The sequence below is a fragment of the Pelistega ratti genome (assembly GCF_009833965.1).
Taxonomy (GTDB): domain Bacteria; phylum Pseudomonadota; class Gammaproteobacteria; order Burkholderiales; family Burkholderiaceae_B; genus Taylorella; species Taylorella ratti.
On the sequence record NZ_CP047165.1, the window covers coordinates 951,796 to 977,237 of the forward strand.

Sequence of the window (25,442 nt, forward strand, 5' to 3'; positions counted from 1 at the left end):
TTTTTATTTTAAATATAAGCTATTCATTACGACACTTAGAAATCTTAGGGTTTTCCCTAATGGATAAATTTATCTCCATCTACTTCCTCTTGTCTTTAAATCAGTGAATAATATAAAGTCTATCTAGGCTATCTATTTAATACACTACGTTATATTCATGAAGGAATAATGATGAAATATATACTTGGGGGTTTTCTTTTATATCTATCCATCCAGAGTGCTTTTGCTCAGCCATTAAACAACGAAACATCACAGCAGTGTCTTTATCAGATAATGACACCTCAGCTCAATATTGAAAAAAACTGTTTACTATGTGCTGATGAGATCAATAATCCACAACAAGGGGTTGCTTATCACCTAAGCATTGACTATATCAACACCCATTATCCTCAAGCAGAGATTCAATACAACACAGAAAATAAACCCAAAAAAGCAATATTTTCTCATCCATCTTGGGGAGAGGTAGAAATTACCTACGACAAAAATCAAAACCCCTATTCTATTAAATCATCTACACTTGATGATGGTAACCGATTTTATGATTCACTTGTTGCCATACAACCTGAATGTATTACCCCTGAGCAGAATCATACTAACCCCTTTATTCATCTAAAGGATAATCGTCTTATTTTTAACAATAATTTATATTTAAAACAAATTAATAAAAATAAACTTGAACATTCTCTTATTCTTGAAAAAGAAGACACGCCCATTTGGGCACAACACCGTTTTTATCAAGAAAATGGGATGTTAGAGAAAGAAGTTTTCGAGTTTTATCAAGAAAACAAACGCATAGCCTATCACTATACCTACAATGATAAAAAACAGTTAATTATCGCCGATCAAACTATTAACGCTATCAATAAACCCAAGAAAAAAGAAACACATCAATTCTATTATGCATGGAATACGGATGGTAGTAGCAATGCCTATGCGATTGATGGAAAGACGGTTAAACCGACTACATTTTCAAAAGCATATGGAGTCATTCTACATCCTCCCATAATATTAAAGCATAATAGCATTCCTAGTCGTATATATGCTGCTGCCTCTTATCATACTAAAGAACCTTTTGTGCAATATATAAATAAAAATGGTATTCGTTATAAAAAAATTATCGGTGATAAAACAGTTTCTTTTACATATCAAAACAACCGACTTAGTACAGAAACTACCCATATCCCTAATCAACCAATCATTAAGCGTCATTACTACTATTCGGGTATTATGCCTATTGCCTTTACAGAGCAAATCTTTCCAGCTGATACCACTGATATAGAAAAAGCCTCACCTATAAGCACCCACACTTTTTATATCCATAATGATCATATCGGACAACCTTTTCTAGTGTCTGATGAAGAGCAAAATATCCGTTGGGCAGCTTACTATACCCCTACAGGAGAGGCTCAAATACTCAAAGCAGATATTGAGTTTAACTTACGACAGCCTGGGCAATACTATGATGCAGAAACAGGTTTACATGATAATTACCTACGTACCTATGACCCTAAGGCAGGGCATTATCTAGAGGCTGACCCTATTGGACCAACAGCAGACAATAGCCCCTTTGGCTATGCCAAGCAGCAACCCCGTCATTTTATCGACCCCTTTGGTTTATTACTATTTGCGTTTGATGGTACTCAAAATAATGCAAGTATAGAGACTAATGTTTGGAAATTTTATAAGCTTTATGAAGGCAAAGAAAATATTGATAAGTTTTATGTAGAAGGACCCGGTGCTACACCAGAAAAAGCAAAAGATGATCCTTGGTGGGGAATTGTTGATATCCCATCAAGTGGAGCTCTATATGGCTCTGATAGATACAATATTCTACACAAACAATTCAAACACTTTATCGAAAATATGCAATCCAAAAATGGGAATTTTGATGAAATCACTCCTATTGATATTATTGGTTTCTCACGAGGTGCAGCTATTAGTATGATATTCTCTAATTATCTAGCTAATTTTGTAAAAAATGGATTATTTAGTTTTCAAGGTAGTTATAATGGGAAAGATACTTCTATTCAAACATGTGTTGATTTACGTTTTATCGGTTTATTTGATGCAGTTGCTCAATTTGGAGCAAACGGTATATCAAACATTGAACATATCTACACCGCACAACCATCATGGGAATTAATTGCTCATGCTGTGGCTCTTAATGAATATCGTTCGCTTTTTCCCTTTACTACCTATAAAACAAGTCGTATCAAAAATCCTACTGGAGACCCAAATAATCCTTATATGATTGTAGAAAATCCCAATGTCATAGAACAAGGTTTTTTAGGGAATCATACGGATATTGGTGGTGGTACAAAATACGATGATATAGATAATAAATATAATCCCAAAAAAGATATACCTGGTGATTTAGGTAATATTACCCTCGCATGGATGCATACCCAAGCCTCTCAACTTGGAGTAGATTTAGCCCCATTATCCTCAGCAATAGAAGGTACTAAGATAAATTCAACAACAAATCAAGAAGAAAAAACTATATTAGCATTAAATAAAGTTAATAACCCTCTACTACATGGTACCTATGGTGAATACTCTGGAGTCACAGATTATGAACCCTATAATTATACAAAACGTACAGCTGAAAGAGAATATCAATATCCGAGGCAGACTCATGGAGAGGGAAAACAAAGTGAGTTAGCACATGTTGGTGAAAAAGTCAGAGAGAAACACCTTAATGCCGCTAATGTTCAATTTATTAATATTTATAAAAGCTCCCTACCTACAAAAATTAATATCTATGGTTATATTGATGCAGAAAAATATATTAATTGGTTAGAAAAAGAGCTTAATTGGAATTCTAATCTTAGTGTAGATAAAGATAGCTATAATAAATCCTAATCAGTTTATAGGGTTCCACAATTTTAATCTATGATAAAAGGGGTTATTTTTAACCTAGTAAAAAGGATAGAAACGATAATATTTATCCATACTAGATTTATGTAAAACGTAGTGTTTTATAGCTGTATTATTTTGAGTATAAGATGTATAGTGAATATAAGGAGAATAAGTGATGGAAAAACAAGGTTATCATCAACAGAAAGATTTAGTTTTAGAAAAAGGAATGTCAGATAATGAGGATATAAAAAAGTTATTGGAGGGAAGTGTCGATAAAAGAGTTGAAGAAGAAATAAATAAAGCATCCAAACAGGAAAAAACATTATCTACTATAGAGAAATTTTGGATAACAAGATTTTTTACTTTTTTCCTTACGATAGTATTTGTTACGAATTTTGCATTTATTGCGATAGAAAATGATTTTAGTGTGGAATTTTTTAATTCCATATTAAATATGATGTTAACAGTTATTCCGCTTAGTCTAATATTTGCAGCTTCTCGTGCATTATTGGATAAACGACCTTTAGATGCTTTTTTATTCCATGAAGTAGGTATATATTTATTGATTACTTTTTTGATGAGTTTGTCAGTATCTTCTAGGTATTCATCAGAAGATGTATCAGAAATTTTTGCTGTATTATATTTTATGTCTATTCCTATTATGGTAGAGGCGGTTATTAGTTTTTATACTAAATCCTATTTACAGAATAGTGTCTATCTAAAAGGATATAAAGGATATTTAAGAATCTTGTGGAGTTATCTTGTTAGCTTATATTTTGTATTGATGTTAAGTATTTTTAGATTTTTGGCTAGTTTATCTGTTGATCTAAAAGATTTGTGGGCAATGATTCATCAGCAGTTTTTATTATTTATACCTTTAATAATGGGGCTTTCTTTTATTCGATATAAATTGTCTCGACTAAAAGCTAATAGCTTAAATCTTATTCTTTTTTGTACGATTGCTTTTCTAGGCAGTGCTTTTTTTAGTAAAGAGGCACAAGTGGTTTCGGCTAACTTGAGTAATCTATCTTATGAAAAATGGCGACAAGTGAGTGAAATTTTATCGCCTCCAATAATACCGTATTGGGGAATAGATTATGGTATTCGTAGTGTAGTGTTATGGTTTCTAGTGGCCGAGGGAATATTATTTTTGGTTTTATTATGGCAAGATATCTTTCATTCAGAAGATAAAAAGTAGTTTATTTATATTTGAAATAATGTAGGAATAAAAAGAAATGTTTTATGTATCGTAAAGGGATATATAAAACCTTTATGTATATTAAGCAAGAAGGATAGGCAATGATACAACACAATAATGATGATCAGAAAGACTTATCTATAGGTAGTGTGGATAAACAAACAGATAAGCAAGAAAAAGAGATGATAATAGAGACAAAAAAATTACTCACTATAGAAGGAGATTGGCTATTTAGGTTTTTTATTTATTTTTTAATAATATTATTTTCTATTGAACTAGTATTCGTTATTCAGATAGACGATTATAAATGGCAATCTATTAATCATCTCTTTATCAGTATAGAAGTCTTATCTGTAATTATTCTATTAAGCGTAATGTTAGCAATTTCTCGAGCAGGATTAAATAAATATCCTTTAGGAGCTTTTGTCTGTAATGCTTTTTTTGTTTTGTGCGTAAGTTCTTTTGTTTTGAATTCCAGTGGGGCTTTTGGTAATCCAAAGCCAATAGAGGTTACTGCTTATGTATTATATGGTTTGTCTATTCTCTTGGTAGCGGAGGCAATCATTAGTTTTTATAGTAAATCTTATCTACAAACTTATTTACATCAAAAGGGGTATAAAGGTTATTTAAGCATTTTAGGAAGTTATATAGTGAGTTTATATCTTGTATTAGTAGCAACTATTTCGATGTCTGCGATAGATTTACCTTTGAATAAAAAAGATGTAAATATTATTTATTATCAACAGTTTTTATTATTTTTACCATTAGTGATATGTCTTACTATTATTCGATATAAACTGCCTCGTTTAAAAGCAAATAGTTTAAATCTTGTGATTTTTTGTATTATTGTTTTTTTAGCGAGCTACTTTTTAGGTGAAGATGCCTATCAAGAATGGCAGCAAGCAAGCGAATCGCTAATCACTCTTTTAGTACCTTATTGGGGGACAAGCTATGGAATTGCCAATGTAGTATTATGGTTCTTAGTGGGAGAGGGGATATTATTTTTGGTTTTACTATGGCAAGATTTAGTACAGGAGAGTAAGGGATAGTTTATTGATGAAAAAAAGTAATAATAACAGTGAGTTAAATACTGAATTTAACGTATAGTGTTTTAGGCGATATCCTCAATTTGCAAATAAGTCAAAAGCACCATAATAACTACTATAAACTTTACTCATTTTTGTAGATGATGATGAGAATAGTATTAACAGACCTACTTTGGGAGCAACTTTAAACAACGCTAAAAAATCATGACTGCCACAAATGGAAAAATAATTGTATGGTTATGGAAGCTATTATCCGTTGATACCCATGGATACCCGATCTATTTTAAAATCACTGGGGGTGAAGTCCATAACAGTTAAGTTGTACAGACTTTAATTGAAGCAGTTGGTAAAGGTGATTATTTTATGGTTGATAAGAGGTATGATTCAGACACTATCCGAGCCAAAGAACATGGGATGATTTCCGTTATTTTTCGAAGGAAAAATACAAAACAATCCAACCAAGAATTTGATACTTATCTATAGTGAATTGAGGGTATAGCCTAATCAGTATTCGATCCGTTAACTAAAATACCATACGTTAAATTCAGTATTTAACTCACTGTTATTATTACTTTTTCTCATCAATAAACTATCCCTTACTCTTCTGCACTAAATCTTGCCATAGTAAAACCAAAAATAATATCCCCTCTCCCACTAAAAACCATAATACTACATTGGCAATTCCATAGCTTGTCCCCCAATAAGGTACTAAAAGAGTGATTAGCGATTCGCTTGCTTGCTGCCATTCTTGATAGGCATCTTCACCTAAAAAGTAGCTCGCTAAAAAAGCGATGATACAAAAAATCACAAGATTTAAACTATTTGCTTTTAAACGAGGCAGTTTATATCGAATAAAAGCAAGACATATCACTAATGGTAAAAATAATAGAAACTGTTGATAAACCATTATCCATAAGTCTTTTGTATCAATAGGAAAATATCTAATAAACACAAAAATAGTTGCCATCAATACAAGATATAAACTCACTATATAACTTCCTAAAATACTGAAATAACCTTTATACCCCTTTTGATATAAATAATTTTGTAGATAAGATTTACTATAAAAACTAATGACTGCCTCTATTACTACGAGAATAAACAACCCATATAATACATAAGTAATCATATCTACCGTCTGCATACGAGATCCAAAAGCCTCTACTAAATTTACAAAAAAAGCACTAATAAAAAATACAAGAAAAACATTACATACAAAAATTACTAAAGGATATTTATGCAACCATGTACGTAGAATAGCAACTAGTAAACTTAAAGGAATACTCTCAGAAAATCCCTTTTCATTATCAAGTAAAGAACGAAAAAACTCCCATCTATAATCATCTTTTTGAATAATAAATATAAAATTAAGAGAAAATAATATCGTCACAAAATAAACAAAAAACCTAAATACCCAATTCTTTTCTATAGACAATAGTCTTTCTTTATCTGCACCCACATCATTTTCTTGCCTATCTATTTGTTTATCCACACCGTCTATAGATAAACCTTTCTTATCATCATTATTTTGTTGTATCATTGCCTACCATCCTACTTACTTGGTATATAAAGGTTTTACTTATTCCTTTACAATATATAAAACATTTCTTTTTATTCCTACATTATTTCAAATATAAATAAACTACTTTTTATCCTCTGAATAAAAGATATCTTGCCACAATAAAGCCAAAAATAATATTCCCTCGGCTACAAAAAACCATAGCATAATATGACGAATAGCATAACCTGTTTTCCAATACGATATAGACGGAGGCTGTAAAGTTTCACTTATTTCTTGCCATTCCTCATAAGGTAAATGACCTAAATAAGCAGAAAATATTTTTGCATCCTCACCAACAAAGATTCCCCAAAAAAGGACAATAGAACAAAAAATAATCAGATTTAATTTATTCGCTTTTAAACGAGGTAATTTATACCGAATAAAAGAAAACCCTACTATTAAAGGAATACATAATAAAAACAGTTGATAAAATACTACCCATAAATCTTTTTTATAAATAGATAACTCATCAAGAAGATTAAAAACACACACTATCAAAACAAGATATAAACTTAATGAATAACTCCCCAAAATTCTCAAAAATCCCTTTAAACCACCTTGATAGAGTCTATCCTGTAAATAAGATTTCGTATAAAAACTAATCACCGCTTCTGCTACAATAAGTATAAAAAGACCTTTTAGTATAGTAACAACAACAGACATTGTCTTTACAGGAATTCCAAAAGCCCCTGACAAATTTCCTAAGAAATGACTTATAAAAAATACAATAACAGCATTACAAGTAAAAATAGTTAAAGGGAATTTATAGAATCCTGAACGTAAAATAGTAAATATTAAGCTACCCGGAATAATTATTATCATCACATCTGACATAAGAGAGCTCAATGATTGCCTACTAAAATCATTTGTTCCCATAACAGTAACCAATATGATAGAAAAGACCATTATCCAAGAAAAAGTGAAAAATCTAACTATTCCATACTCTTCTACAGCAGATAATTTTTTCTCTTGCTGAAACACATTATCCTTTTGCTCTTCCTCTTGCTTATCTATTTTCATTTTTATATCATCCTTATCAAATTGTACAGTTTTTAAAGTTAAACTCTCTCTATCTTCATTACCTAATTAGACTATTCCTAAAACCGTAGCTCTTCTTAGTATTATTTTGAACACTAGATCTATTAATAACATAATAGATTCCTTTTCTAAAATAAAATTTCTTTTATCCCTACTACCTTATTGTTCCATTAATTCCTCCCCCTTATATTCACTATACATCTTATACTCAAAATAATGCAGCCATAAAACACTACGTTTTACATAACAGCTTGATAAGGTAAAAAGCACCATCTTATACTTCAATTTTGACACAATAACGACACCAATACCTTACTTAGTATTTTCTACAATCCCCCTCTTATTAAATCGTTTATTCATCATAAATACAAGCAACAAAAAAAGAAGTAGGACAACTTTATCCTACCTCTTCATACTTATTTCTCTTTATTTTCAACATTTTCTACTAAAACTTATCCCCCTCCGATATACAAATCCTTATCATTTTATTAAGTATTCATTTTTTATAATCGCTATTCTCTAATAAGTTTCCACCCCTCCTTTCTATGCGATAATAAGAACATAATTTACTTCCCAGTGAATAACACATTTATATTCACTATTTAAAAATATTTTATAGGAGATATTATGCTATCTGATGTGCAAATCGCCCAATCTGCTACCATTCAACCGATTGATGAAATTGCCAAAAAAATTGGTATTTCACCCGAACAACTAGAACATTATGGCAAGTATAAAGCAAAAGTTAACCCCAAAGAGATAGCAACTCTACCTAAAAAACAAGGGAAACTCATTCTCGTCAGTGCTATTAATCCAACACCTGCTGGTGAGGGTAAAACCACCGTTACTATTGGATTGGCAGACGCACTTAATCATATTGGCAAACAGACCGTTATCGCTTTGCGTGAACCCTCACTCGGCCCAGTCTTTGGCATCAAAGGCGGTGCAACAGGCGGTGGTTATGCACAAGTGCTACCAATGGAAGACATTAACCTGCACTTTACAGGAGATTTTCATGCCATTGCCGCAGCAAATAACCTACTCGCTGCCATGATTGACAATCATATTTACCAAGGCAATACATTGAATATTGACCCTAAGCGTGTACTATGGCGTCATGTGAGTAATATGAATGATCGTCAATTGCGTCATATCATTAGCGGTATTGGCAAACCCACAGATGGCGTTATGCGTGAAGATGGTTTTGATATTGCCGTTGCCTCTGAAGTCATGGCAATTTTCTGCTTATCCAAAGATTTGCAAGATTTAAAAAATCGTCTCTCACAAATTCTCGTTGCCTATACCTATGATAACCAAGCCGTTTTTGTTAAAGACTTACAAGCACAAGGAGCAATGGCAACGCTTCTTAAAGATGCCATAAAACCTAACCTTGTCCAAACACTTGAAGGCACACCTGCTTTTGTACACGGCGGACCTTTTGCCAATATCGCCCACGGTTGTAACTCTATCCTTGCAACAAAACTTGCCCAGCACTTGGGTGATTATGCGGTAACAGAAGCAGGATTTGGTGCCGATTTAGGAGCAGAAAAATTTCTTGATATTAAATGTCGTCAATCAGGATTACGCCCCGATTGTGCCGTTATTGTAGCGACGGCTCGTGCATTAAAATATAACGGTGGTGTTAAAAAAGAAGACTTAACTCTCGAAAACGTAGAAGCCCTTAAAGCAGGTTTACCTAATCTTTTAAAACATATCCATAACCTAAAAAATGTCTTTGGTTTACCCGTAGTTGTGGCAATTAACCGCTTTGTCAGCGACACTGAAGCAGAGCTAAATGCTATCGAAGACGCCTGCGCCGCACAAGGTGTAAAAGTATCTATGACTGAAGTATGGGGCAAAGGCGGTGCTGGTGGTGTAGATTTAGCTCAAAAAGTGATTGATACAATCGAAAACGAAGAGAATAAATTCCAATTTGCCTATGAAGTAGAAGCAAGTATTCAAGATAAAATTATGGCAATCGCTAGCAAAATATATGGCGCAACTCATGTAGAATTCAGCACGGAAGCACAAGCTGAAATTGCCAATCTTAATCGTTTAGGCTTAAATCATTTACCAATTTGTATGGCAAAAACACAATATTCTCTTAGTGATAATGCCAAATTACTCGGTCGCCCCGAAGGCTTTACCATTCATATACGCACTATTACCGTCTCAGCAGGCGCAGGCTTTATTGTTGCCATCTGCGGTACTATTATGAAAATGCCTGGTTTACCCAAAGTTCCTGCTGCAGTTAATATTGATGTGGATGAAAATGGTGTTATTAGTGGCTTATTCTAACGATTAATATTTTATATCTCAATAATTTACTCGCTTATTTCTGATAGAAGTAAGCGAGTTTTTTCATCCAATCAACAATATACTTTTTAAGATTTTTATACCTATTCATTATTTTTCATGAGACATATTTACTATTAAATCAGATCTTTATCAATAAGAGCAAAAATATTCTTTAGAAATACAGAAAAATAATAATCAATAAAACTAACTAATCTTACCAATCCAATATACATTGGATAAAAGTATATTAAAATTGTAGCCACATATCTATATTTGGAGGATATAATATGGCTACTATTATGACTAGTTGAGAATTTAATCAACATTCTAGCCAAGCCCAAAAATACGCATTAGAAGAACCTGTTATTATCACCAATCGAGGCATACCGACATTCGTATTAATGAGCTACTCAGAATACCAAAAAATACAAAAACCATTTGTCAGTATTACCGATTCGCTCTGTCCAAGTAATGCGGATGTAGCCGATATTGAATTAGAATTACCCCCCTCGTAGTCGTACTCAACGTCCCACCATAGATTTAGAAGATTAAGGGAAAACAGTGTACTTACTCGATACTAATATTATCAGCGAAATTAGAAAATTACCCAAAAATAAGTGTCATCAAGGTGTTGCCAACTGAGTTCAATCGACGTCGAGAGAACTTATGTTTACCAATGCAATTATCATGATGGAATTAGAACGAGGAATAATCTCTGTCGAACGTAAAGATACTGTTCAAGGTAATCTATTACGATACTGGTTTGAGATAGAAGTAAAACGAGCTTTTCACCACAAAACACTCAAAATTGATGAACATACAGCCCAAATTTATGCAAAATTACATATCCCTAACCACACACCTGAAAATGATGCATGGATTGCCGCAAGTGCTATTCAACATCATTTAATTTTAGTTACTCGAAATACAAAAGATTTCGTACATACAGGTGTAAGATTATTTAATCCCTTTGAAAAATAGTTATTGATTAGTTTCACTTAACCCTTACCTGCTCCCAATGCCCCAAAATCCTATCCACAACTGCCTGAATTCCCATATAACTAGAATCAATAACGATTGCATCATCAGCAGGTTTTAAAGGTGCTACGGCTCGATTCATATCCTGTTCATCACGCTTTTGCAAATCTAACAAAATTGCCTCAAAATCAGCATCAATACCTTTTTCAACTAACTGCTTATAGCGGCGCTTAGCACGCTCATTCACATCAGCAATCAGAAAAATCTTTAACGGTGCTTGAGGAAAAATAACCGTTCCCATATCACGTCCATCACCTACTAATCCCTTATCTGTAAGAAAAGAACGTTGCAAGTCTAACAATGCCTGACGCACCGCAGGATAGGCTGCCACCTTAGAAGCCAATTTCCCAATATGCTCAAGCCGTAATTGCTCACTCACTTCTTGGTCATTAACATATACCCTGTCCACATCAAATCGAATCACCAAATCGGGAATAACAGCAGCAACCGCTTGCTCATCATCAGCATTAAGACCATATTCCAATACGGCATATGCACAAATACGATACAATGCACCAGAATCTAATACTTCCCACCCCAGATGCTGTGCTACTAAATGACTGACTGTCCCTTTCCCTGATGCACTAGGCCCATCAATTGTAATTAAGTTCATTTAACCAATGCCTTATAAAAATCAAAATAATGCGGAAATGTTTTTGCTACACACTGTGGATCCATAATCCGTACACCAACAGGGCCAAATGTTGCTAATGAAAAGCACATTGCCATACGATGATCATCATATGTATCAATACTAGCGGTTTGCCACTGTATAGGAGGCTCTACGCATAACCAATCTTCCCCTGAAGAAACTTTTGCACCTAATTTACTCAACTCTTTATGCATTGCTTCTATACGATCGGTTTCTTTTACTCGCCAACTTGCAATATTGCGTAATGTACAAGGGCCATCTGCATATAAGGCTAAAACAGCTGCTGTCATTGCTGCATCAGGAATAAGATTAAAATCACGGTCAAAGGCTTTTAACGGTTTCAACTGCTGTTCTGCTTGACGATAAATTAACACACTATTCTCGTCCATTTCTACCGTTGCACCCATCTGCTCCACCACGTGAGCAAATTGAATATCACCTTGAATACTATTTTTACCAATCCCCTTTAATCGGATAGGTCCATTGCCTAATAGCCCCAATGCCATAAAATAAGAAGCTGATGAAGCATCACCCTCTACATAAAACTCATTAATTGCCTGATAAGCTGACTGTGCAGGTATCGTAAAAGACGACCAATGTTGATGGGTAACATTAACCCCAAATCGTTGCATTAAATTTAAAGTAATCGCAATATAGGGTTTAGAAATCAATTCCCCTTTAACTTGAATATGTACATCTGATTGGATACGTTGAGCAATTAATGGCGAAATCATTAATAACGCGGTTAAAAATTGACTAGATACAGAACCATCAATCTCAATAGGGGCATTGACCTGTAACGTTGATTGCTTAATCTGTAAAGGGGGATAACCATCATTTTGTCGATAGTCAATATCACAACCAAAAGAACGTAGTGCATCCACCAAATCCTTAATCGGTCTTTCGTGCATTCGGGGAACACCATGTAAATAATAATCCCCCCCCAATACCGCTAGCGTAGCAGTCAACGGTCTAAAAGCTGTACCTGCATTCCCTAAAAAAATATCGGCTTTCTCTTGAGGAAATTTTTGTTGATTAACCGCATTAATTCCCTCTATTTGATAGCTGGTTTCATCAATAGCAGAAATCTTTACCCCTAAAGTATTAAGCGCAGCTAACATCACACGTGTATCATCTGAATCTAATAATCCTCGGATAATAGTTGTCCCTTTCGCTAAAGCAGCTAATAACAATACCCGATTAGAAATACTTTTAGACCCCGGCAATACCACCTCTCCTTGAGCCGAGTTTGATTTTGCTAAATCTAAAAATGCTGATTTTTCTTGCATTATTTTTCCTTATCCGTTGGAATAGTTGTCCATGCACGTCTCGCCTGTGCGGCAGTCGATAACCATTGGTAAATTTGGTCCGCATCCTTATTTTCTAATAATGTACGAATACGGTGAAACTCTTTTTCAAAGGCATTCATCTGCGCTAACATAGCTTCTTGATTACTTAAAAAAATATCACGCCACATCTCTGGTGAACCAGCTGCAATCCTTGTAAAATCACGAAAACCAGTTCCACCCATATGTAATGCCTGACGACGTACAGCATCAGACTCCATAAAGGACATATAACTTGCCGCTAAAAAATGAGGGAAATGGCTTACTGCCGCAAAAATATCATCATGGTCTTTTGCTTGATCTAACAATTGTACATTTGCTCCACAGGCTTCCCATAAAGCCTGCATCCATGCGACATCTTCGGATTTATTTTCAGCTAAAGGTGTGATAATGACATTTCTTTCATGAAAAAGCGTTGCAAAAGCTGCAGCAGGTCCTGATGAATGTGAACCTGCAATAGGGTGAGAAGGAATAAATTGTGCAATCTTCTCTTTAAATGCTATTTTTGCCCATTGAATCACCTCTGCTTTTGTACTACCCACATCACAGACAATGGCTTTATCATTCAATACAGGAGCTAATACCTCTGCAACCGATAAAAAGGCTTTAACTGGTGTCGCAATCATAATGACATCAGCAACCTTACCCATTTCTTCAATCGTTACGATAGCATCAATAATACCAAGATCTTTAGCTTGTTGAATACTTTGTTGATCTCGTCCATAACCAATGACATTTTCCACTAACCCAGCTTTTTTTAGTGCTAAGGCAAAAGAGCCACCAATTAAACCAACCCCTATAATCCCCAAGGTATTTATTTTTTGTATTTCCTGCATCTTCTATCCTATTGCATGGGGTATGAGCCTAGTAATTTAAAGAAAGAAGATTGTTCTTTCAACTCTTCTAGTGCCTTAGCAACGGGTTCATCTAAATAATGCCCCAAAATATCTACATAGAAATAGTATTCCCATTGTCCTGTACGAGCAGGTCTTGACTCAAATCGTCGCATAGAAACTTGATGTTTAGCAAAAGGCGAGATCATATCATAAACCGCCCCTGCTCTATTGGGTACGGCAAATATAAGACTGGTTTGGTCATTACCACTGGGTAGTACATCTATCTTACCAATCGCTAAGAAGCGTGTTTTATTATTGGCATCATCTTGAATACCCTCAACCACTACGGTTAGTCCATACAGCATCGCTGCTTGCATACCGGCAATAGCTACACAAGTAGGATCTTCGGATGCCAATCGAGCTGCTTCTGAATTGCTTGCTGCTGGTACACGCTCAAGATGTGGATAATTTCTTGTGATCCAATGATGACATTGTGCAAGTGCTTGAGGATGACCTAGTAATCGGGTAACTTGGCTTAAATCACCTGTTTTATGTAAGAGACAATGACTAATTGGTAATGTCCGTTCACCATGCACTTTAACCGTACTCGATAAAAGTAGATCCTGTGTACGATTCACCGCTCCCTCAGTGGAATTCTCTATCGGTACCATACCCACATTAGCACGTCCTGTTTCAACCACATGGAATACTTCATCAAAGGATTCGCAAGGCATTTTCTGGATAGCATGACCATAATACGATAATGCTGCTTGCTCAGAAAAAGACCCCTCTGGCCCTAAATATGCCACGACAAGACCACGTTCTAAACCACGGCAAGCCGAGATAATTTCACTCCATACCGCTTGAACCGAACTTTCAGGAAAAATCTTCCGTGCATTTAGTGCCTGTAAACGGCGAATAATCTGGGCTTCTCGCTCTGGTTTTAGAATAGTATCTCTTTCACCAAATGAATGCTTTACTTCACCAACAGTAACAGCGACTTGCGCTCGTTCATTCAGCAAGGCTAATAACTGCTCATCAATTTCATCAATTCGTTGCCGAAGTGGTAATAATTCAGCCTGTAATTGCTTTTGCTTATTATCCATGGGTACGCTCAAACTCTTTCATAAAATCAACTAAGGCTTTAACACCCTCTATTGGCATAGCATTGTAAATAGAGGCACGGATACCACCCACTGATTTATGTCCTTTAAGGTTAAATAATCCTGCTTGTTTTGCTTCTTGCAAGAAAGTATTGGTTAAGCCTTCATCTGCCAATACAAACGGAACATTCATACGTGAACGATAAGTAGGGTGAATTTTATTAATATAAAAAGCACTTGCATCTAGTGCGGTATAAAGATAATCAGCTTTTTCTTTATTTTTCTGCTCTATAACCGCTAATCCACCTTGCTTTAATAACCATTTAAAGACCAAACCACACATATAAATAGGGTAACATGGAGGGGTATTAAAGCGTGAACGCTCTGCGGCTACATTGGCATAATCGAAAGCAGATGGACAACTTGGCATACTATGTCCAAGTAAATCTCGTTTCACAATAACCACCGTTACCCCTGCAGGCCCCGCATTTTTTTGTGCCCCGGCATAAATCATACCTGTTTTAGTCACATCAAAAGGGCGTGATAAAAAATGAGAAGACATATCCAATGCTAGAGGCACTTCTGATGCACCTAATGATCCCATATCAGGTAATTCATGTAACTCAATACCATCTATCGTTTCATTTGTACAAAGATGAAGATAAGAGGCATCAGGGTTTACTTTCCATTCATTAAAGGCAGGTACCCAACATTTAGCGCCATAGACTTTACCATCTATTTCTCGCTCTTGTGCATTATTAGCGACAATATTACCTTGACCATAACGCAACCCTTCTTTATAAGTTTTATTTGACCATGTCCCCAATCCGGCATAATCTGCTGTATGGGCTGGGCGAGAATAAAGTAAGTTCATGGGTAATAAAGCATTCTGTGCCGTTGCACCGCCTTGCATAAACATCACTGCATAATCATCAGGAATAGAAAGTAATGTTCGCAAATCCTCTTCTGCTTCATCACAAATTTGTGTAAACTCTGCTCCACGATGGCTCATTTCCATTACAGAAATACCACAGCCATGCCAATCCATCATTTCAGCCGCAGCCGTTTCTAATACTTCTGTTGGCAATTTAGAAGGACCAGCAGAGAAATTCCATATCGTCATTTGAATCTTCCTTTTATCTTTGCTTTAGGGTTAAAGTATTTAAACAACCCTATATTTGCTATTGATTGAATAACTCCATCATAGCAAAAAAATACAATGTATAGATAAAAAAACGGGTGTATATTCTCTGATATACACCCGTTTTATCTTTTAAAAGTATTTATGCTTCAGTATCCGTTGATGGGGATTCAACAGCCTCTGTTGCATTTTGTTCTTCTCCAGTAGTATCTACTCCATCGTCTATCTCTTCATCCGCATCAGATTCGGCCACACGGCGAATACCTGAAAGCACTGTGCCTTCATCCACCCTAATAAGGGTAACACCTTGTGTAGCACGTCCCATTTCACGAATTTGATCAACTTTGGTTCGTACTAATACACCACCTGTTGTAATCATCATAATTTCATCGCTTGGATTCACTAATACAGCAGCAACTACTTTACCATTACGTTCTGATGTTTGAATAGCAATCATCCCCTTAGTACCACGACTATGACGTGTATATTCTGTGATAGATGTCCGCTTACCAAAGCCATTCTCTGTTGCAGTGAGAACACTCTGTTCTTCACTTTCAGCAACTAGCATAGAAATAACTGACTGCCCTTCTTCAAGGTTCATACCTCGCACACCGCGCGCAGTACGTCCCATCGAACGAACATCATTCTCATCAAAACGAACTGCCTTACCTGCATCAGAGAACAGCATCACATCATGCTTGCCATCTGTTAATTCCGCCCCAATAAGGTAATCCCCCTCATCTAAAGTCACTGCAATAATACCAGCCTTACGTGGATTAGAGAAATCAGACAATGGGGTTTTCTTCACCGTACCTTGTGAAGTTGCCATAAAGATATAATGGTCATCAGAGAATTCTTTAACAGGTAGAACAACGGTAATACGCTCTCCATCCATTAAGTTGAAAAGATTAACAATTGGTTTACCCCGTGATGTGCGTGTACCTTGTGGCACTTCCCATACTTTTAGCCAGTACACACGGCCATGGTTCGAGAAGCACAAGAGATAATCATGCGTATTGGCGATAAACAGCTGATCAATCCAATCATCTTCCTTCATCGCTGTTGCTTGTTTACCTCGACCACCACGTTTTTGTGCACGATATTCTGATAGCGGCTGGCTCTTGATATAACCACTATTAGACATCGTTACTACCATATCAGTCGGTGTAATTAAATCTTCTGTATCTAACTCACCACCATTAAATTCAATTTGTGAACGACGTGCATCCTTGGTTTTAAGTGCAAATTCATTTTTGATAAAGGTTAACTCATCTGCAATAATCGCGGTAATACGCTCAGGCTTGGCAAGAATATCTAGCAAATCTTCGATCACCTTCATGGCTTCTTCGTATTCTTGAATGATTTTATCTTGTTCTAAGCCTGTTAAGCGGCGTAAGCTCATGGCTAAAATACCATCTGTTTGCTCTTTGCTAAGACGATAGAAGCCATCATCTTGTAAACCAAATTCAGCCCCCATACCTTCAGGACGGTAAGCCGCTAAACCACCTAGAATATTATCAGCAGCAACACCTTGTAAAAGTCCACGTACTAAAGTTGATTCCCATGTACGCTCCATTAATCGGTCTCTCGCAATCTCTGGATTAGGTGATGAACGAATAATAGCAATAAATTCATCAATATTCGCCAATGCAACGGCTAAACCCTCTAGGATATGCCCTTTTTTACGTGCTTCACGAAGACGGAAAATTGTACGACGTGTAACCACTTCACGGCGATGCTGCAAGAAGTAATCAACTAATTGTTTAAGATTCAACAATCGAGGCTGACCATCAACCAGCGCTACCAGATTCATACCAAAGGTATCTTGCAACTGTGTATGCTTAAAGAGATTATTGAGTACCACTTCTGGTACTTCCCCTCGTTTAAGCTCGATGACTAAACGCATACCATCTTTATCTGATTCATCGCGAATATCAGAGATACCCTCAATACGCTTATCATTGACTAGCTCTGCAATTTTTTCTTGAAGATTTTTCTTATTCACTTGGTAAGGAATATCATCAACAATAATCGCTTGACGATTGCCTTTATCCATTTCTTCAAAATGTGTTTTGGCACGCATGACCACACGACCACGACCCGTACGATAGCCTTCACGGACACCGCTCATACCGTAGATAATGCCACCTGTCGGGAAGTCTGGAGCAGGAATTAATTCGATCAATTCATCTACTGTACACTGTGGGTTACGCAGACAATACAAACAACCATCAATCACTTCACTTAGGTTATGTGGCGGAATATTGGTTGCCATACCTACCGCAATACCAGAACTACCATTGACGAGAAGATTAGGAAGTTTTGTCGGTAACAGCCTAGGTTCTTCTTCACTACCATCATAGTTAGGGCCAAAATCAACGGTTTCCTCATCGATATCTTCTAGCATTTGATGAGCGATTTTAGACAAGCGAATCTCGGTATAACGCATTGCCGCAGCACTATCACCATCAATTGAGCCAAAGTTACCCTGTCCATCAACAAGCATATAGCGCAAAGAAAAGTCTTGAGCCATACGAACAATGGTATCGTACACTGCCTGATCACCGTGAGGATGGTACTTACCGATAACATCACCCACAATACGAGCAGATTTTTTGTAAGCACTGTTCCAACTATTATTGAGTTTATCCATCGCATATAAAACACGACGATGCACGGGTTTAAGACCATCGCGCACATCAGGCAAAGCACGCCCAACAATAACACTCATTGAATAGCTTAGATAACTACGGCGCATTTCCTCTTCGAGAGAAACAGGCAACGTTTCCTTGGCAAAAGACTCGATATTATTTGAATCCATATTATTCACTTATTGCTTATTCCTGTTGTATAAAAACAGTTTATCTTTAAAGATAAAACGTCACTAAAACATTGATTTTACCATTGTTCTGGCATGGAATTCAGTCTGTATAAAAGGGAAAAGAAATTTAGAGCTAGTTAATATTTTATTTTCTCCTTATTGATATTCCCTACTCAATTCATCTCTCCACGCACCTTTGCACAAGAATATTTTCTATACCAAACGATAAAATGTATAAAAAAGCACTTTTTTATAAACTGAAAGATATGTTTTACTCACAAGCACTTATTATGTTATGTTGCCATTAAACAACAAATATGGTATAAAAACAACAATTCTCTCAAATACCTTTATAAATCTAGCTCTTATTTTCTGTAAAATCTCAAGAAATCACTTAATATGATTAAGAGAATACAGGGAATCCCTTCAAATGTTTTGAAACACAGCTAAAGGATTGTTATACTAACCCTGATTTCCATTCTGCGGCATATCGCTGCGAGTCAATTTTTTAGCTACTTAGCTCATCGAGGAGAAATATGAACAAGCCCTCTAAATTCGCATTAGCAATCGCCGTTGCATTATCTGCATCTGCTAGCATTGCTTCAGCTCAAACAGTGGACAACTGGGTTAATCCATACGGTCAAGTATGGATGAACGGCACAAACGAACACTGCTGGAGAGATAACAACTGGACACCAGCTACTGCAGCACAAGGTTGTGGTGCTGAAGCCGCTCCAGAAGTAACAGCAAGTAAAGTTACTTTCAATGCTGATACATTCTTTGATTTCGACCGTGCCACTCTAAAACCTGAAGGTCGTAATATTCTTGATCAAGTTGCTGCTCAAGTTCAACAACTTAACCTAGAATCATTAATCGCTGTAGGCCACACTGACTCTGTTGGTGCTGATGCTTACAACCAACGTTTATCTGAGCGTCGTGCAGCTTCTGTTAAACAATACTTAGTGTCTAAAGGTATTCCAGCAGAACAAATTATCGCTTCTGGTCGTGGCGAATCTCAACCTGTAGCATCTAACGCTACTCGTGAAGGTCGTGCTAAAAACCGTCGCGTAGAAATCGAAATCGTTGGTACACCACGTAAATAATCATTTTTGATTATATGATTTCTGGAAGACCCCTTATTGGGGTCTTTTTTATTATCCAAATTAGGGTTTTATAGCTTACTTTTAGCATAAATCACTTATAAAAGTTATACAAACAATACTCAAATACTTTTACCTTAAAGCTTAAAATTTTTATATCTATACTATACCAACATCTTATCCAAGTTAGATATATCTTATAAATATAAAAGAGTTTTACACACTAAAATCAATAAAGTGTCCAGAAGAAATAATGGAATATGGTAAAATCAGACCTTATTTAGTCTCTACATTTCATTGCTATGCAAAACGTTAATCAAGCCGAAATTGATAAATTCAGTGCTATTGCCTCCAAATGGTGGGATCCAGAAAGTGAATTTAAGCCACTGCATGATATTAATCCACTACGTTTACAATGGATTGAAGAGCAAGTCGGTAAACCATTACAAGGTTTGCGTATTTTAGATATTGGTTGTGGTGGTGGTATTCTCGCAGAAAGCCTGGCTAAAAAAGGGGCTACTGTCACTGGGATTGACCTAGCACAACAATCACTTACGGTTGCCAGACTACATAGTCTTGAAAGTGGTGTTAAAGTTGATTATCAATGTATTTCTGCGGAAGACTTTGCAGAACAGCACCCCGAGCAATTTGATATTGTTACTTGCATGGAAATGCTAGAGCACGTGCCTAATCCTGCTTCTATTATCCAAGCTTGCCAAAAATTGGTTAAACCGAATGGTTATGTTTTCTTTTCAACTATTAATCGTAATCGTAAGGCACAAGCATTAGCCATTATCGCAGCTGAATATATTTTAAAAATGGTACCCAAAGGGACTCACCATTACGAATCCTTTATCAAACCAAGTGAATTAATGCGTATGGCTCATCATGCAGGATTATATTTACAATCACTCAAAGGATTAGAATACCACCCTCTTCGTCAAGTATTTTTTCTTTCTGACGATACTTCTGTCAACTATCTACTATCAACTCGTAAATGATACAAGCCGTTTTTTTTGATTTTGATGGCACTTTAGCCGATACGGCACCCGACTTAGTCAATGCTGCCAACCAACAACGTCTTTATGCAGGACTTTCTCCGCTTCCCTTTGAAGCACTACGCTCTTCCTCTTCTCAAGGAGCAATCGGTTTACTTAAAACTGCTTTAAATCTAACACCAGAAGATCCCTTATATGAAGCAACAAGAGAGCAATTTATCCTTGATTACACCAAATGTATGACAGATAAGACGGCTTTATTTGATGGTATTGATACGCTTCTCACCACTTTAGAAGAAAAGGGATTACGTTGGGGGATTGTCACCAATAAAGCCGAAAGACTATCTTTCCCTATCTTCCGTCATCTTAATCTTGAACAACGTAGCGCTGCTAATATCTGCGGCGATACGGCTGCTCGTCCTAAACCCTATGCAGATCCACTACTACTCGCTGCTGAAAAAGCTGGTGTGTTACCAGCCCATTGTATCTATGTAGGTGATGATGAACGTGATATTCAAGCAGGAAAAGCAGCAGGCATGAAAACAATTGCCGTAACCTATGGTTATAGCCCTACCCCTGAACTGATTCCACAGTGGGGGGCTGATATTATTGTCGATTCACCAGATGCTTTATTAGCCACTATCCTAGGCATGGTAGATACACCTATTCAGTCAGTATAGGGTTTAACTATTCAAATTTGAAGTGTAGTATTTTAAATAAATAACAAGTTGATTACCTAAGATGTAAACAATACCAGTTTATTCCACATCCAAAATAATAAGTATTACACTTCATTTTTAAATGACATGAAAACTACCTCTATAAGCTAGATATATTACTCACTATCTTTGTAGTATCACTCATGCTATGACATACCATTTTCTATTTTATCCTCTCTTTTTTGACTAAAAACACAAACATTTCCCTATACAAATCCATACAAATCTACTCACTTTCTCATTTTACTATAGCAAAAAAACAACACTTAAAAAGTGTTCTATCTTGTTTAAACCCTTTTCTATTTCCTTTTTAATCTTTTTATACTAAGATGGGAGATAAGCTGTATATCTAGTCGACTGACAGATTTCTGGACGCGGGTTCAACTCCCGCCGTCTCCACCACTAGTACATGAGGTAATCGTGTTTTAATGAGGGGGACGTATTGGTTTCGACAGGGGTAAATAGGAAGATTGGCAGCCGGTAGGCGATGACCGTAAATCAAGCAAATCTTATAAATGCAAACGATGAAAGTTACGCATTAGCCGCCTAATGAAAGGCCGCTAGGAGTGTGATTCACTTGGCAACAGAACGAATCAGGGCAGCTTAGGCTGCCTTTTTTAATGCTAAAACCTATTTCAATAACACACAGTTTTGTTATTTCTAACGAGAACGTGCTACACTTTTACCCTTGCTAGTTCCACACTATATTGGCTATGAATACAGCGTTTATTATTCCTTGTGATTTCAGTCTCTATCACCCTCATAATCAACATTACCAAGCGTGTAGAGAAACCATTAGTACCCTAAAATATCCTGCATCTGGGATAGGTATTGTCGAGTATGGCGGTTCACCCATTGAGCCAAGCATACAAGAATCACTTTTAGAGGATGTCAGTTTTATAGCCGCTTATCAACATGATGAAAAAATCAAAGCACAAATTCAGCAACTACCCGAAAAACAGGTAAATACCTTATGTCAAATAGCTGCATTAACATGGTTTTTCTCATTAAGTGAAGCACAAAAGATTTTTCCTCAACCGACTCAAGTGATGGTTGTAACACCTGGCGTACAAATAAATTCCGACTTATTTTCACAATTATCTTCACAACAGCAAGAAGATAAATTTATCTTTGCTCCTCCAACTAAAGCCACATTACGCCATGAGGATACAGGAGGTGTTTTAATGCAACTAAGTACCACACTATGGGGATTTAATAGCCAACAACTTCCTACCGTTACACAAGTACTTAATAAAGCCCTACACTATACCTACCAACGTTTCCTTCAAAATGGCGATATTGATTTAGGACATGCTCTATTCCAATTTATTGATTCAAGTGATATTTTCTTTATTAATCAATTACCTAAATAAAAGTATTTTATAGGGATTTTATAAAACCAGCACATGACACCCTCATAAAATACAAAGAAAAAAGGATATAAACATTACCTATTTATATCCTTTTAAAAAACGAAGTAATAAAACCAACGTTACTTCTTACTTAACGTAACTAAATCAGAAGCAATATTTGCCGCCTCTTTAGCAACTGTATCAATAGATTCTCGACGTTTTTTAGCATCTTCAAGCTCTTTCTTGAGATTACCCTCACCCATCGCTAAACCATCGTCCATTTCTAATTTACTGGCATCATCTTCACCTAATTCTTTGCGACGCTGTTCAAATTCCTTATAAATTCGATCTGTAGCCACAAATTCAGCTTCCCGCTTGGCTAAATTAAGTGAAAAAGACTTACGCTTAGCTTCTTTTAAACGATACTCCGTTTCATCTTTAAATAATTGCCAGCTTGCTGATTGCTCTACACGTGCTTGATGCTTCTTACTCAACTGTGTAATAGTCGCCTTTAATTTGGTCGTAAAGGGTTGATATTTAGCTGCAGGAATTTCTGTCCAAGGCATAGCATTATCATAACTAGACTCACCTAACTCTTCATTCACAAACACACTTGGAAATTCAATATCAGGCGAAACTCCTTTAACCTGCGTTGAGCTACCATTTACACGGAAGAACTTTTGAATAGTCCATTTTAATGCACCAAGTTTATTATCATCTTCATCAGGAAAACGTAAGAAATCCGCTAAAGGACGGAAAGTTTGTACCGTACCTTTACCCCAAGTATCGCCACCAACAACAATACCCCGTGCATAATCTTGTATCGCAGCAGCAAAAATTTCAGAGGCAGATGCTGAAATACGATTGATAATAACGACAACTGGTTTCTTCCAGACTTGTTCAACCCCTCGGCTACGAACCCCCGAAATACTTCCCTCTGCTGAACGAATCTGTACAATATTTTGATTATTACCTAAGAATAAGCCACTAAGATTAGCCGCTTCATTTAGTGAACCACCGCCATTTTCTCGTAGGTCTAAAACAACTGCTTCTACACCTTCTTGGTTAAAAGTATCTAATATTTTTTTAACATCACGCGTAACACTCTTATAGTTTTTATTCCCATTAGAGCGACCTTCAAAGTCTTCATAAAAAGAAGGAACAGTAATAATGCCAATCTTACGCTTAATATCATCGACATTCGTTTCAATCACTTTAGAACGAGCCGCTTGGTCTTCCATCGTCACTTTTTCACGAACAATACGTATTGTTTTGTGTTTACCATCTAGCCCACTATCCGCAGGAATCACCTCAATACGAACCACACTACCTCGTTTACCACGGATTTTTTTGACAATATCATCTAGTCGCCAATCAATCACATCTTCCATGGGACCATTATCACCCTGTCCCACCGCAACAATACGGTCTCCCGGTTGTAATTCGCCACTACGTGCAGCAGGCCCACCTGCTACTACTTCTCGGATCTGTCCATATTCATCACGTTTTTGTAAAACAGCACCAATACCCTCTACCGACAAACTCAGTTGAACATCAAAATTTTTAGCAGAGGTTGGGCTGTAATAATTGGTATGCGGATCTGTACTATCTGCATAGGCATTTAGAAACATTTCTGCTACATCTTCGCTATTCATACGAACAACTTGATTATGATTATTGATATAACGTTTACGTAAAATCTCACGAATTTTTGTGTCATCTGTTTTATTTAATTTAAGCCGTAAGAAATCATTTTTGACACGTTTACGCCATAAATCATTTGCCTCATCATTATTCTTCGCCCATTCTGCTTTTTTGCGATCAACATTAAATTCTTCATCAACAGAAAAATCAAATGGTTTATCCAACAACGATAAGACATAATCTAAACGATCTGCCACACGTTCTCGATACAGTTTATACACATCAAAAGCAAAGCGTAAATTCCCCTCACGAATCATTTTACTCATGACAGGTTTAGCACTGCTGAAATACTCTATATCCTCAGCGATAAAATACATTTTTTGAGGGTCTAGCATTTTAAAATAATTATCATAGACCTTCTCTCCCATCGCAACCGTTAATGGCTTTTTATCATATTCAAACTGGGTCAGAATCATAGAAACCAATACAGTAGAACGTGCAAAATCTAGCTCAGGTGCTAATTTAGGGAAACTCTCTCGCTTGGTAGGAACAAGACGAGAACTTTCTGTTGTAGTGGCTACTTTATCAACAGTCGTTTTTGCATACGTCAAACCGGTAAGCAATGAAAGAGAGAGTGCGAGAAATAATCGTTTTAATTCCATTGAGGATTTTTTCATCATCATTATCTATAT

18 protein-coding genes, 1 other RNA gene and 1 pseudogene are annotated in these 25,442 nt (G+C 36.2%); 11 read left to right on the forward strand and 9 right to left on the reverse strand.

Annotated elements, in window-relative coordinates; genetic code table 11:
• Window positions 1-168: 168 nt before the first annotated feature.
• The 3 genes from F9B76_RS04125 to F9B76_RS04135 all read left to right on the forward strand — a co-directional run bounded on the left by F9B76_RS04125 (window position 169) and on the right by F9B76_RS04135 (window position 5,106).
• Window positions 169-2,862, forward strand: coding sequence for a phospholipase effector Tle1 domain-containing protein (locus F9B76_RS04125; RefSeq protein WP_159990968.1), 2,694 nt, complete (start codon window positions 169-171; stop codon window positions 2,860-2,862).
• A gap of 172 nt (window positions 2,863-3,034) precedes the next feature.
• Complete coding sequence (locus tag F9B76_RS04130) at window positions 3,035-4,057, forward strand: hypothetical protein (RefSeq protein ID WP_159990969.1); 1,023 nt, start codon at window positions 3,035-3,037, stop codon at window positions 4,055-4,057.
• Window positions 4,058-4,158: 101 nt separating this feature from the next.
• The gene (locus F9B76_RS04135) at window positions 4,159-5,106 is read left to right on the forward strand and encodes a hypothetical protein (protein ID WP_159990970.1); all 948 of its coding nucleotides are present in this window, start codon (window positions 4,159-4,161) and stop codon (window positions 5,104-5,106) included.
• Between the two features lie 586 nt (window positions 5,107-5,692).
• Here F9B76_RS04135 and F9B76_RS04140 read toward each other — a convergent pair.
• A complete protein-coding gene (locus tag F9B76_RS04140; protein WP_159990971.1) occupies window positions 5,693-6,643 on the reverse strand; it encodes a hypothetical protein in 951 nt (316 codons plus the stop codon).
• Between the two features lie 102 nt (window positions 6,644-6,745).
• Window positions 6,746-7,684, reverse strand: a complete 939-nt coding sequence (locus F9B76_RS04145) for a hypothetical protein (protein WP_159990972.1) — start codon at window positions 7,682-7,684, stop codon at window positions 6,746-6,748.
• A gap of 645 nt (window positions 7,685-8,329) precedes the next feature.
• Between F9B76_RS04145 and F9B76_RS04150 the strand changes: the two genes are divergently transcribed.
• The 3 genes and pseudogenes from F9B76_RS04150 to F9B76_RS04160 all read left to right on the forward strand — a co-directional run bounded on the left by F9B76_RS04150 (window position 8,330) and on the right by F9B76_RS04160 (window position 10,981).
• Complete coding sequence (locus tag F9B76_RS04150; RefSeq protein ID WP_159990973.1) at window positions 8,330-10,000, forward strand: formate--tetrahydrofolate ligase; 1,671 nt, start codon at window positions 8,330-8,332, stop codon at window positions 9,998-10,000.
• A 323-nt stretch (window positions 10,001-10,323) separates the two neighbouring features.
• A pseudogene (locus F9B76_RS04155) lies at window positions 10,324-10,515 on the forward strand (type II toxin-antitoxin system Phd/YefM family antitoxin); the annotation flags it as partial.
• Between the two features lie 172 nt (window positions 10,516-10,687).
• Complete coding sequence (locus F9B76_RS04160) at window positions 10,688-10,981, forward strand: PIN domain-containing protein (protein WP_201289353.1); 294 nt, start codon at window positions 10,688-10,690, stop codon at window positions 10,979-10,981.
• Window positions 10,982-10,994: 13 nt separating this feature from the next.
• On the opposite strand, the gene cmk is transcribed toward F9B76_RS04160, so the two are convergent.
• The 6 genes from cmk to gyrA form a co-directional block, all read right to left on the reverse strand.
• Window positions 10,995-11,651: a (d)CMP kinase gene (gene cmk / locus F9B76_RS04165; protein ID WP_159990974.1), complete on the reverse strand. Its 657-nt coding sequence runs from the start codon at window positions 11,649-11,651 to the stop codon at window positions 10,995-10,997.
• Complete coding sequence (aroA, locus tag F9B76_RS04170) at window positions 11,648-12,979, reverse strand: 3-phosphoshikimate 1-carboxyvinyltransferase (protein ID WP_159990975.1); 1,332 nt, start codon at window positions 12,977-12,979, stop codon at window positions 11,648-11,650. Before aroA ends, cmk begins: the two co-directional genes overlap by 4 nt.
• A complete protein-coding gene (locus F9B76_RS04175) occupies window positions 12,979-13,872 on the reverse strand; it encodes a prephenate dehydrogenase (protein ID WP_159990976.1) in 894 nt (297 codons plus the stop codon). The genes aroA and F9B76_RS04175 overlap by 1 nt, the downstream gene beginning before the upstream one ends.
• Before the next feature lie 8 nt (window positions 13,873-13,880).
• Window positions 13,881-14,978 (reverse strand): prephenate dehydratase, encoded by a 1,098-nt coding sequence (gene pheA, locus F9B76_RS04180; RefSeq protein ID WP_159990977.1) that lies wholly within the window; start codon window positions 14,976-14,978, stop codon window positions 13,881-13,883.
• A complete protein-coding gene (serC, locus tag F9B76_RS04185; RefSeq protein WP_159990978.1) occupies window positions 14,971-16,098 on the reverse strand; it encodes a 3-phosphoserine/phosphohydroxythreonine transaminase in 1,128 nt (375 codons plus the stop codon). Before serC ends, pheA begins: the two co-directional genes overlap by 8 nt.
• A 160-nt stretch (window positions 16,099-16,258) precedes the next feature.
• Window positions 16,259-18,922, reverse strand: coding sequence for a DNA gyrase subunit A (gene gyrA / locus F9B76_RS04190; protein WP_159992097.1), 2,664 nt, complete (start codon window positions 18,920-18,922; stop codon window positions 16,259-16,261).
• Window positions 18,923-19,473: 551 nt separating this feature from the next.
• On the opposite strand from gyrA, the gene ompA reads away from it, so the two are divergent.
• The 5 genes from ompA to F9B76_RS04215 all read left to right on the forward strand — a co-directional run bounded on the left by ompA (window position 19,474) and on the right by F9B76_RS04215 (window position 23,127).
• On the forward strand, window positions 19,474-20,040 hold the full coding sequence (gene ompA, locus F9B76_RS04195) for an outer membrane protein OmpA (RefSeq protein WP_159990979.1): 567 nt from the start codon (window positions 19,474-19,476) through the stop codon (window positions 20,038-20,040).
• Window positions 20,041-20,339: 299 nt separating this feature from the next.
• Window positions 20,340-21,038 carry a bifunctional 2-polyprenyl-6-hydroxyphenol methylase/3-demethylubiquinol 3-O-methyltransferase UbiG gene (ubiG, locus tag F9B76_RS04200; RefSeq protein WP_159990980.1) on the forward strand — a complete coding sequence of 233 codons (699 nt, stop codon included), beginning with the start codon at window positions 20,340-20,342 and terminating at the stop codon, window positions 21,036-21,038.
• A complete protein-coding gene (locus F9B76_RS04205; RefSeq protein WP_159990981.1) occupies window positions 21,035-21,715 on the forward strand; it encodes an HAD-IA family hydrolase in 681 nt (226 codons plus the stop codon). Before ubiG ends, F9B76_RS04205 begins: the two co-directional genes overlap by 4 nt.
• A gap of 328 nt (window positions 21,716-22,043) precedes the next feature.
• Window positions 22,044-22,374, forward strand: a transfer-messenger RNA (tmRNA) gene (ssrA, locus tag F9B76_RS04210).
• A 93-nt stretch (window positions 22,375-22,467) separates the two neighbouring features.
• Window positions 22,468-23,127 (forward strand): hypothetical protein, encoded by a 660-nt coding sequence (locus F9B76_RS04215; protein ID WP_159990982.1) that lies wholly within the window; start codon window positions 22,468-22,470, stop codon window positions 23,125-23,127.
• Window positions 23,128-23,246: 119 nt separating this feature from the next.
• Here the strand turns inward: F9B76_RS04215 and F9B76_RS04220 are convergent, their stop codons facing one another.
• Window positions 23,247-25,433 (reverse strand): carboxy terminal-processing peptidase, encoded by a 2,187-nt coding sequence (locus F9B76_RS04220; protein ID WP_243140680.1) that lies wholly within the window; start codon window positions 25,431-25,433, stop codon window positions 23,247-23,249.
• Window positions 25,434-25,442 lie beyond the last annotated feature (9 nt).

Excerpts from the sequence above, each read along its gene's own strand:
- ubiG (WP_159990980.1), top strand. The coding sequence starts at position 20,340 with ATGCAAAACGTTAATCAAGCCGAAATTGATAAATTCAGTGCTATTGCC.
- F9B76_RS04215 (WP_159990982.1), top strand. The coding sequence starts at position 22,468 with ATGAATACAGCGTTTATTATTCCTTGTGATTTCAGTCTCTATCACCCT.
- F9B76_RS04135 (WP_159990970.1), top strand. The coding sequence starts at position 4,159 with ATGATACAACACAATAATGATGATCAGAAAGACTTATCTATAGGTAGT.
- F9B76_RS04220 (WP_243140680.1), bottom strand. The coding sequence starts at position 25,433 with ATGATGATGAAAAAATCCTCAATGGAATTAAAACGATTATTTCTCGCA.
- serC (WP_159990978.1), bottom strand. The coding sequence starts at position 16,098 with ATGACGATATGGAATTTCTCTGCTGGTCCTTCTAAATTGCCAACAGAA.
- F9B76_RS04145 (WP_159990972.1), bottom strand. The coding sequence starts at position 7,684 with ATGAAAATAGATAAGCAAGAGGAAGAGCAAAAGGATAATGTGTTTCAG.
- aroA (WP_159990975.1), bottom strand. The coding sequence starts at position 12,979 with ATGCAAGAAAAATCAGCATTTTTAGATTTAGCAAAATCAAACTCGGCT.
- ompA (WP_159990979.1), top strand. The coding sequence starts at position 19,474 with ATGAACAAGCCCTCTAAATTCGCATTAGCAATCGCCGTTGCATTATCT.
- F9B76_RS04175 (WP_159990976.1), bottom strand. The coding sequence starts at position 13,872 with ATGCAGGAAATACAAAAAATAAATACCTTGGGGATTATAGGGGTTGGT.
- F9B76_RS04150 (WP_159990973.1), top strand. The coding sequence starts at position 8,330 with ATGCTATCTGATGTGCAAATCGCCCAATCTGCTACCATTCAACCGATT.
- cmk (WP_159990974.1), bottom strand. The coding sequence starts at position 11,651 with ATGAACTTAATTACAATTGATGGGCCTAGTGCATCAGGGAAAGGGACA.
- F9B76_RS04205 (WP_159990981.1), top strand. The coding sequence starts at position 21,035 with ATGATACAAGCCGTTTTTTTTGATTTTGATGGCACTTTAGCCGATACG.
- F9B76_RS04130 (WP_159990969.1), top strand. The coding sequence starts at position 3,035 with ATGGAAAAACAAGGTTATCATCAACAGAAAGATTTAGTTTTAGAAAAA.
- F9B76_RS04140 (WP_159990971.1), bottom strand. The coding sequence starts at position 6,643 with ATGATACAACAAAATAATGATGATAAGAAAGGTTTATCTATAGACGGT.
- pheA (WP_159990977.1), bottom strand. The coding sequence starts at position 14,978 with ATGGATAATAAGCAAAAGCAATTACAGGCTGAATTATTACCACTTCGG.
- F9B76_RS04160 (WP_201289353.1), top strand. The coding sequence starts at position 10,688 with ATGATGGAATTAGAACGAGGAATAATCTCTGTCGAACGTAAAGATACT.
- F9B76_RS04125 (WP_159990968.1), top strand. The coding sequence starts at position 169 with ATGATGAAATATATACTTGGGGGTTTTCTTTTATATCTATCCATCCAG.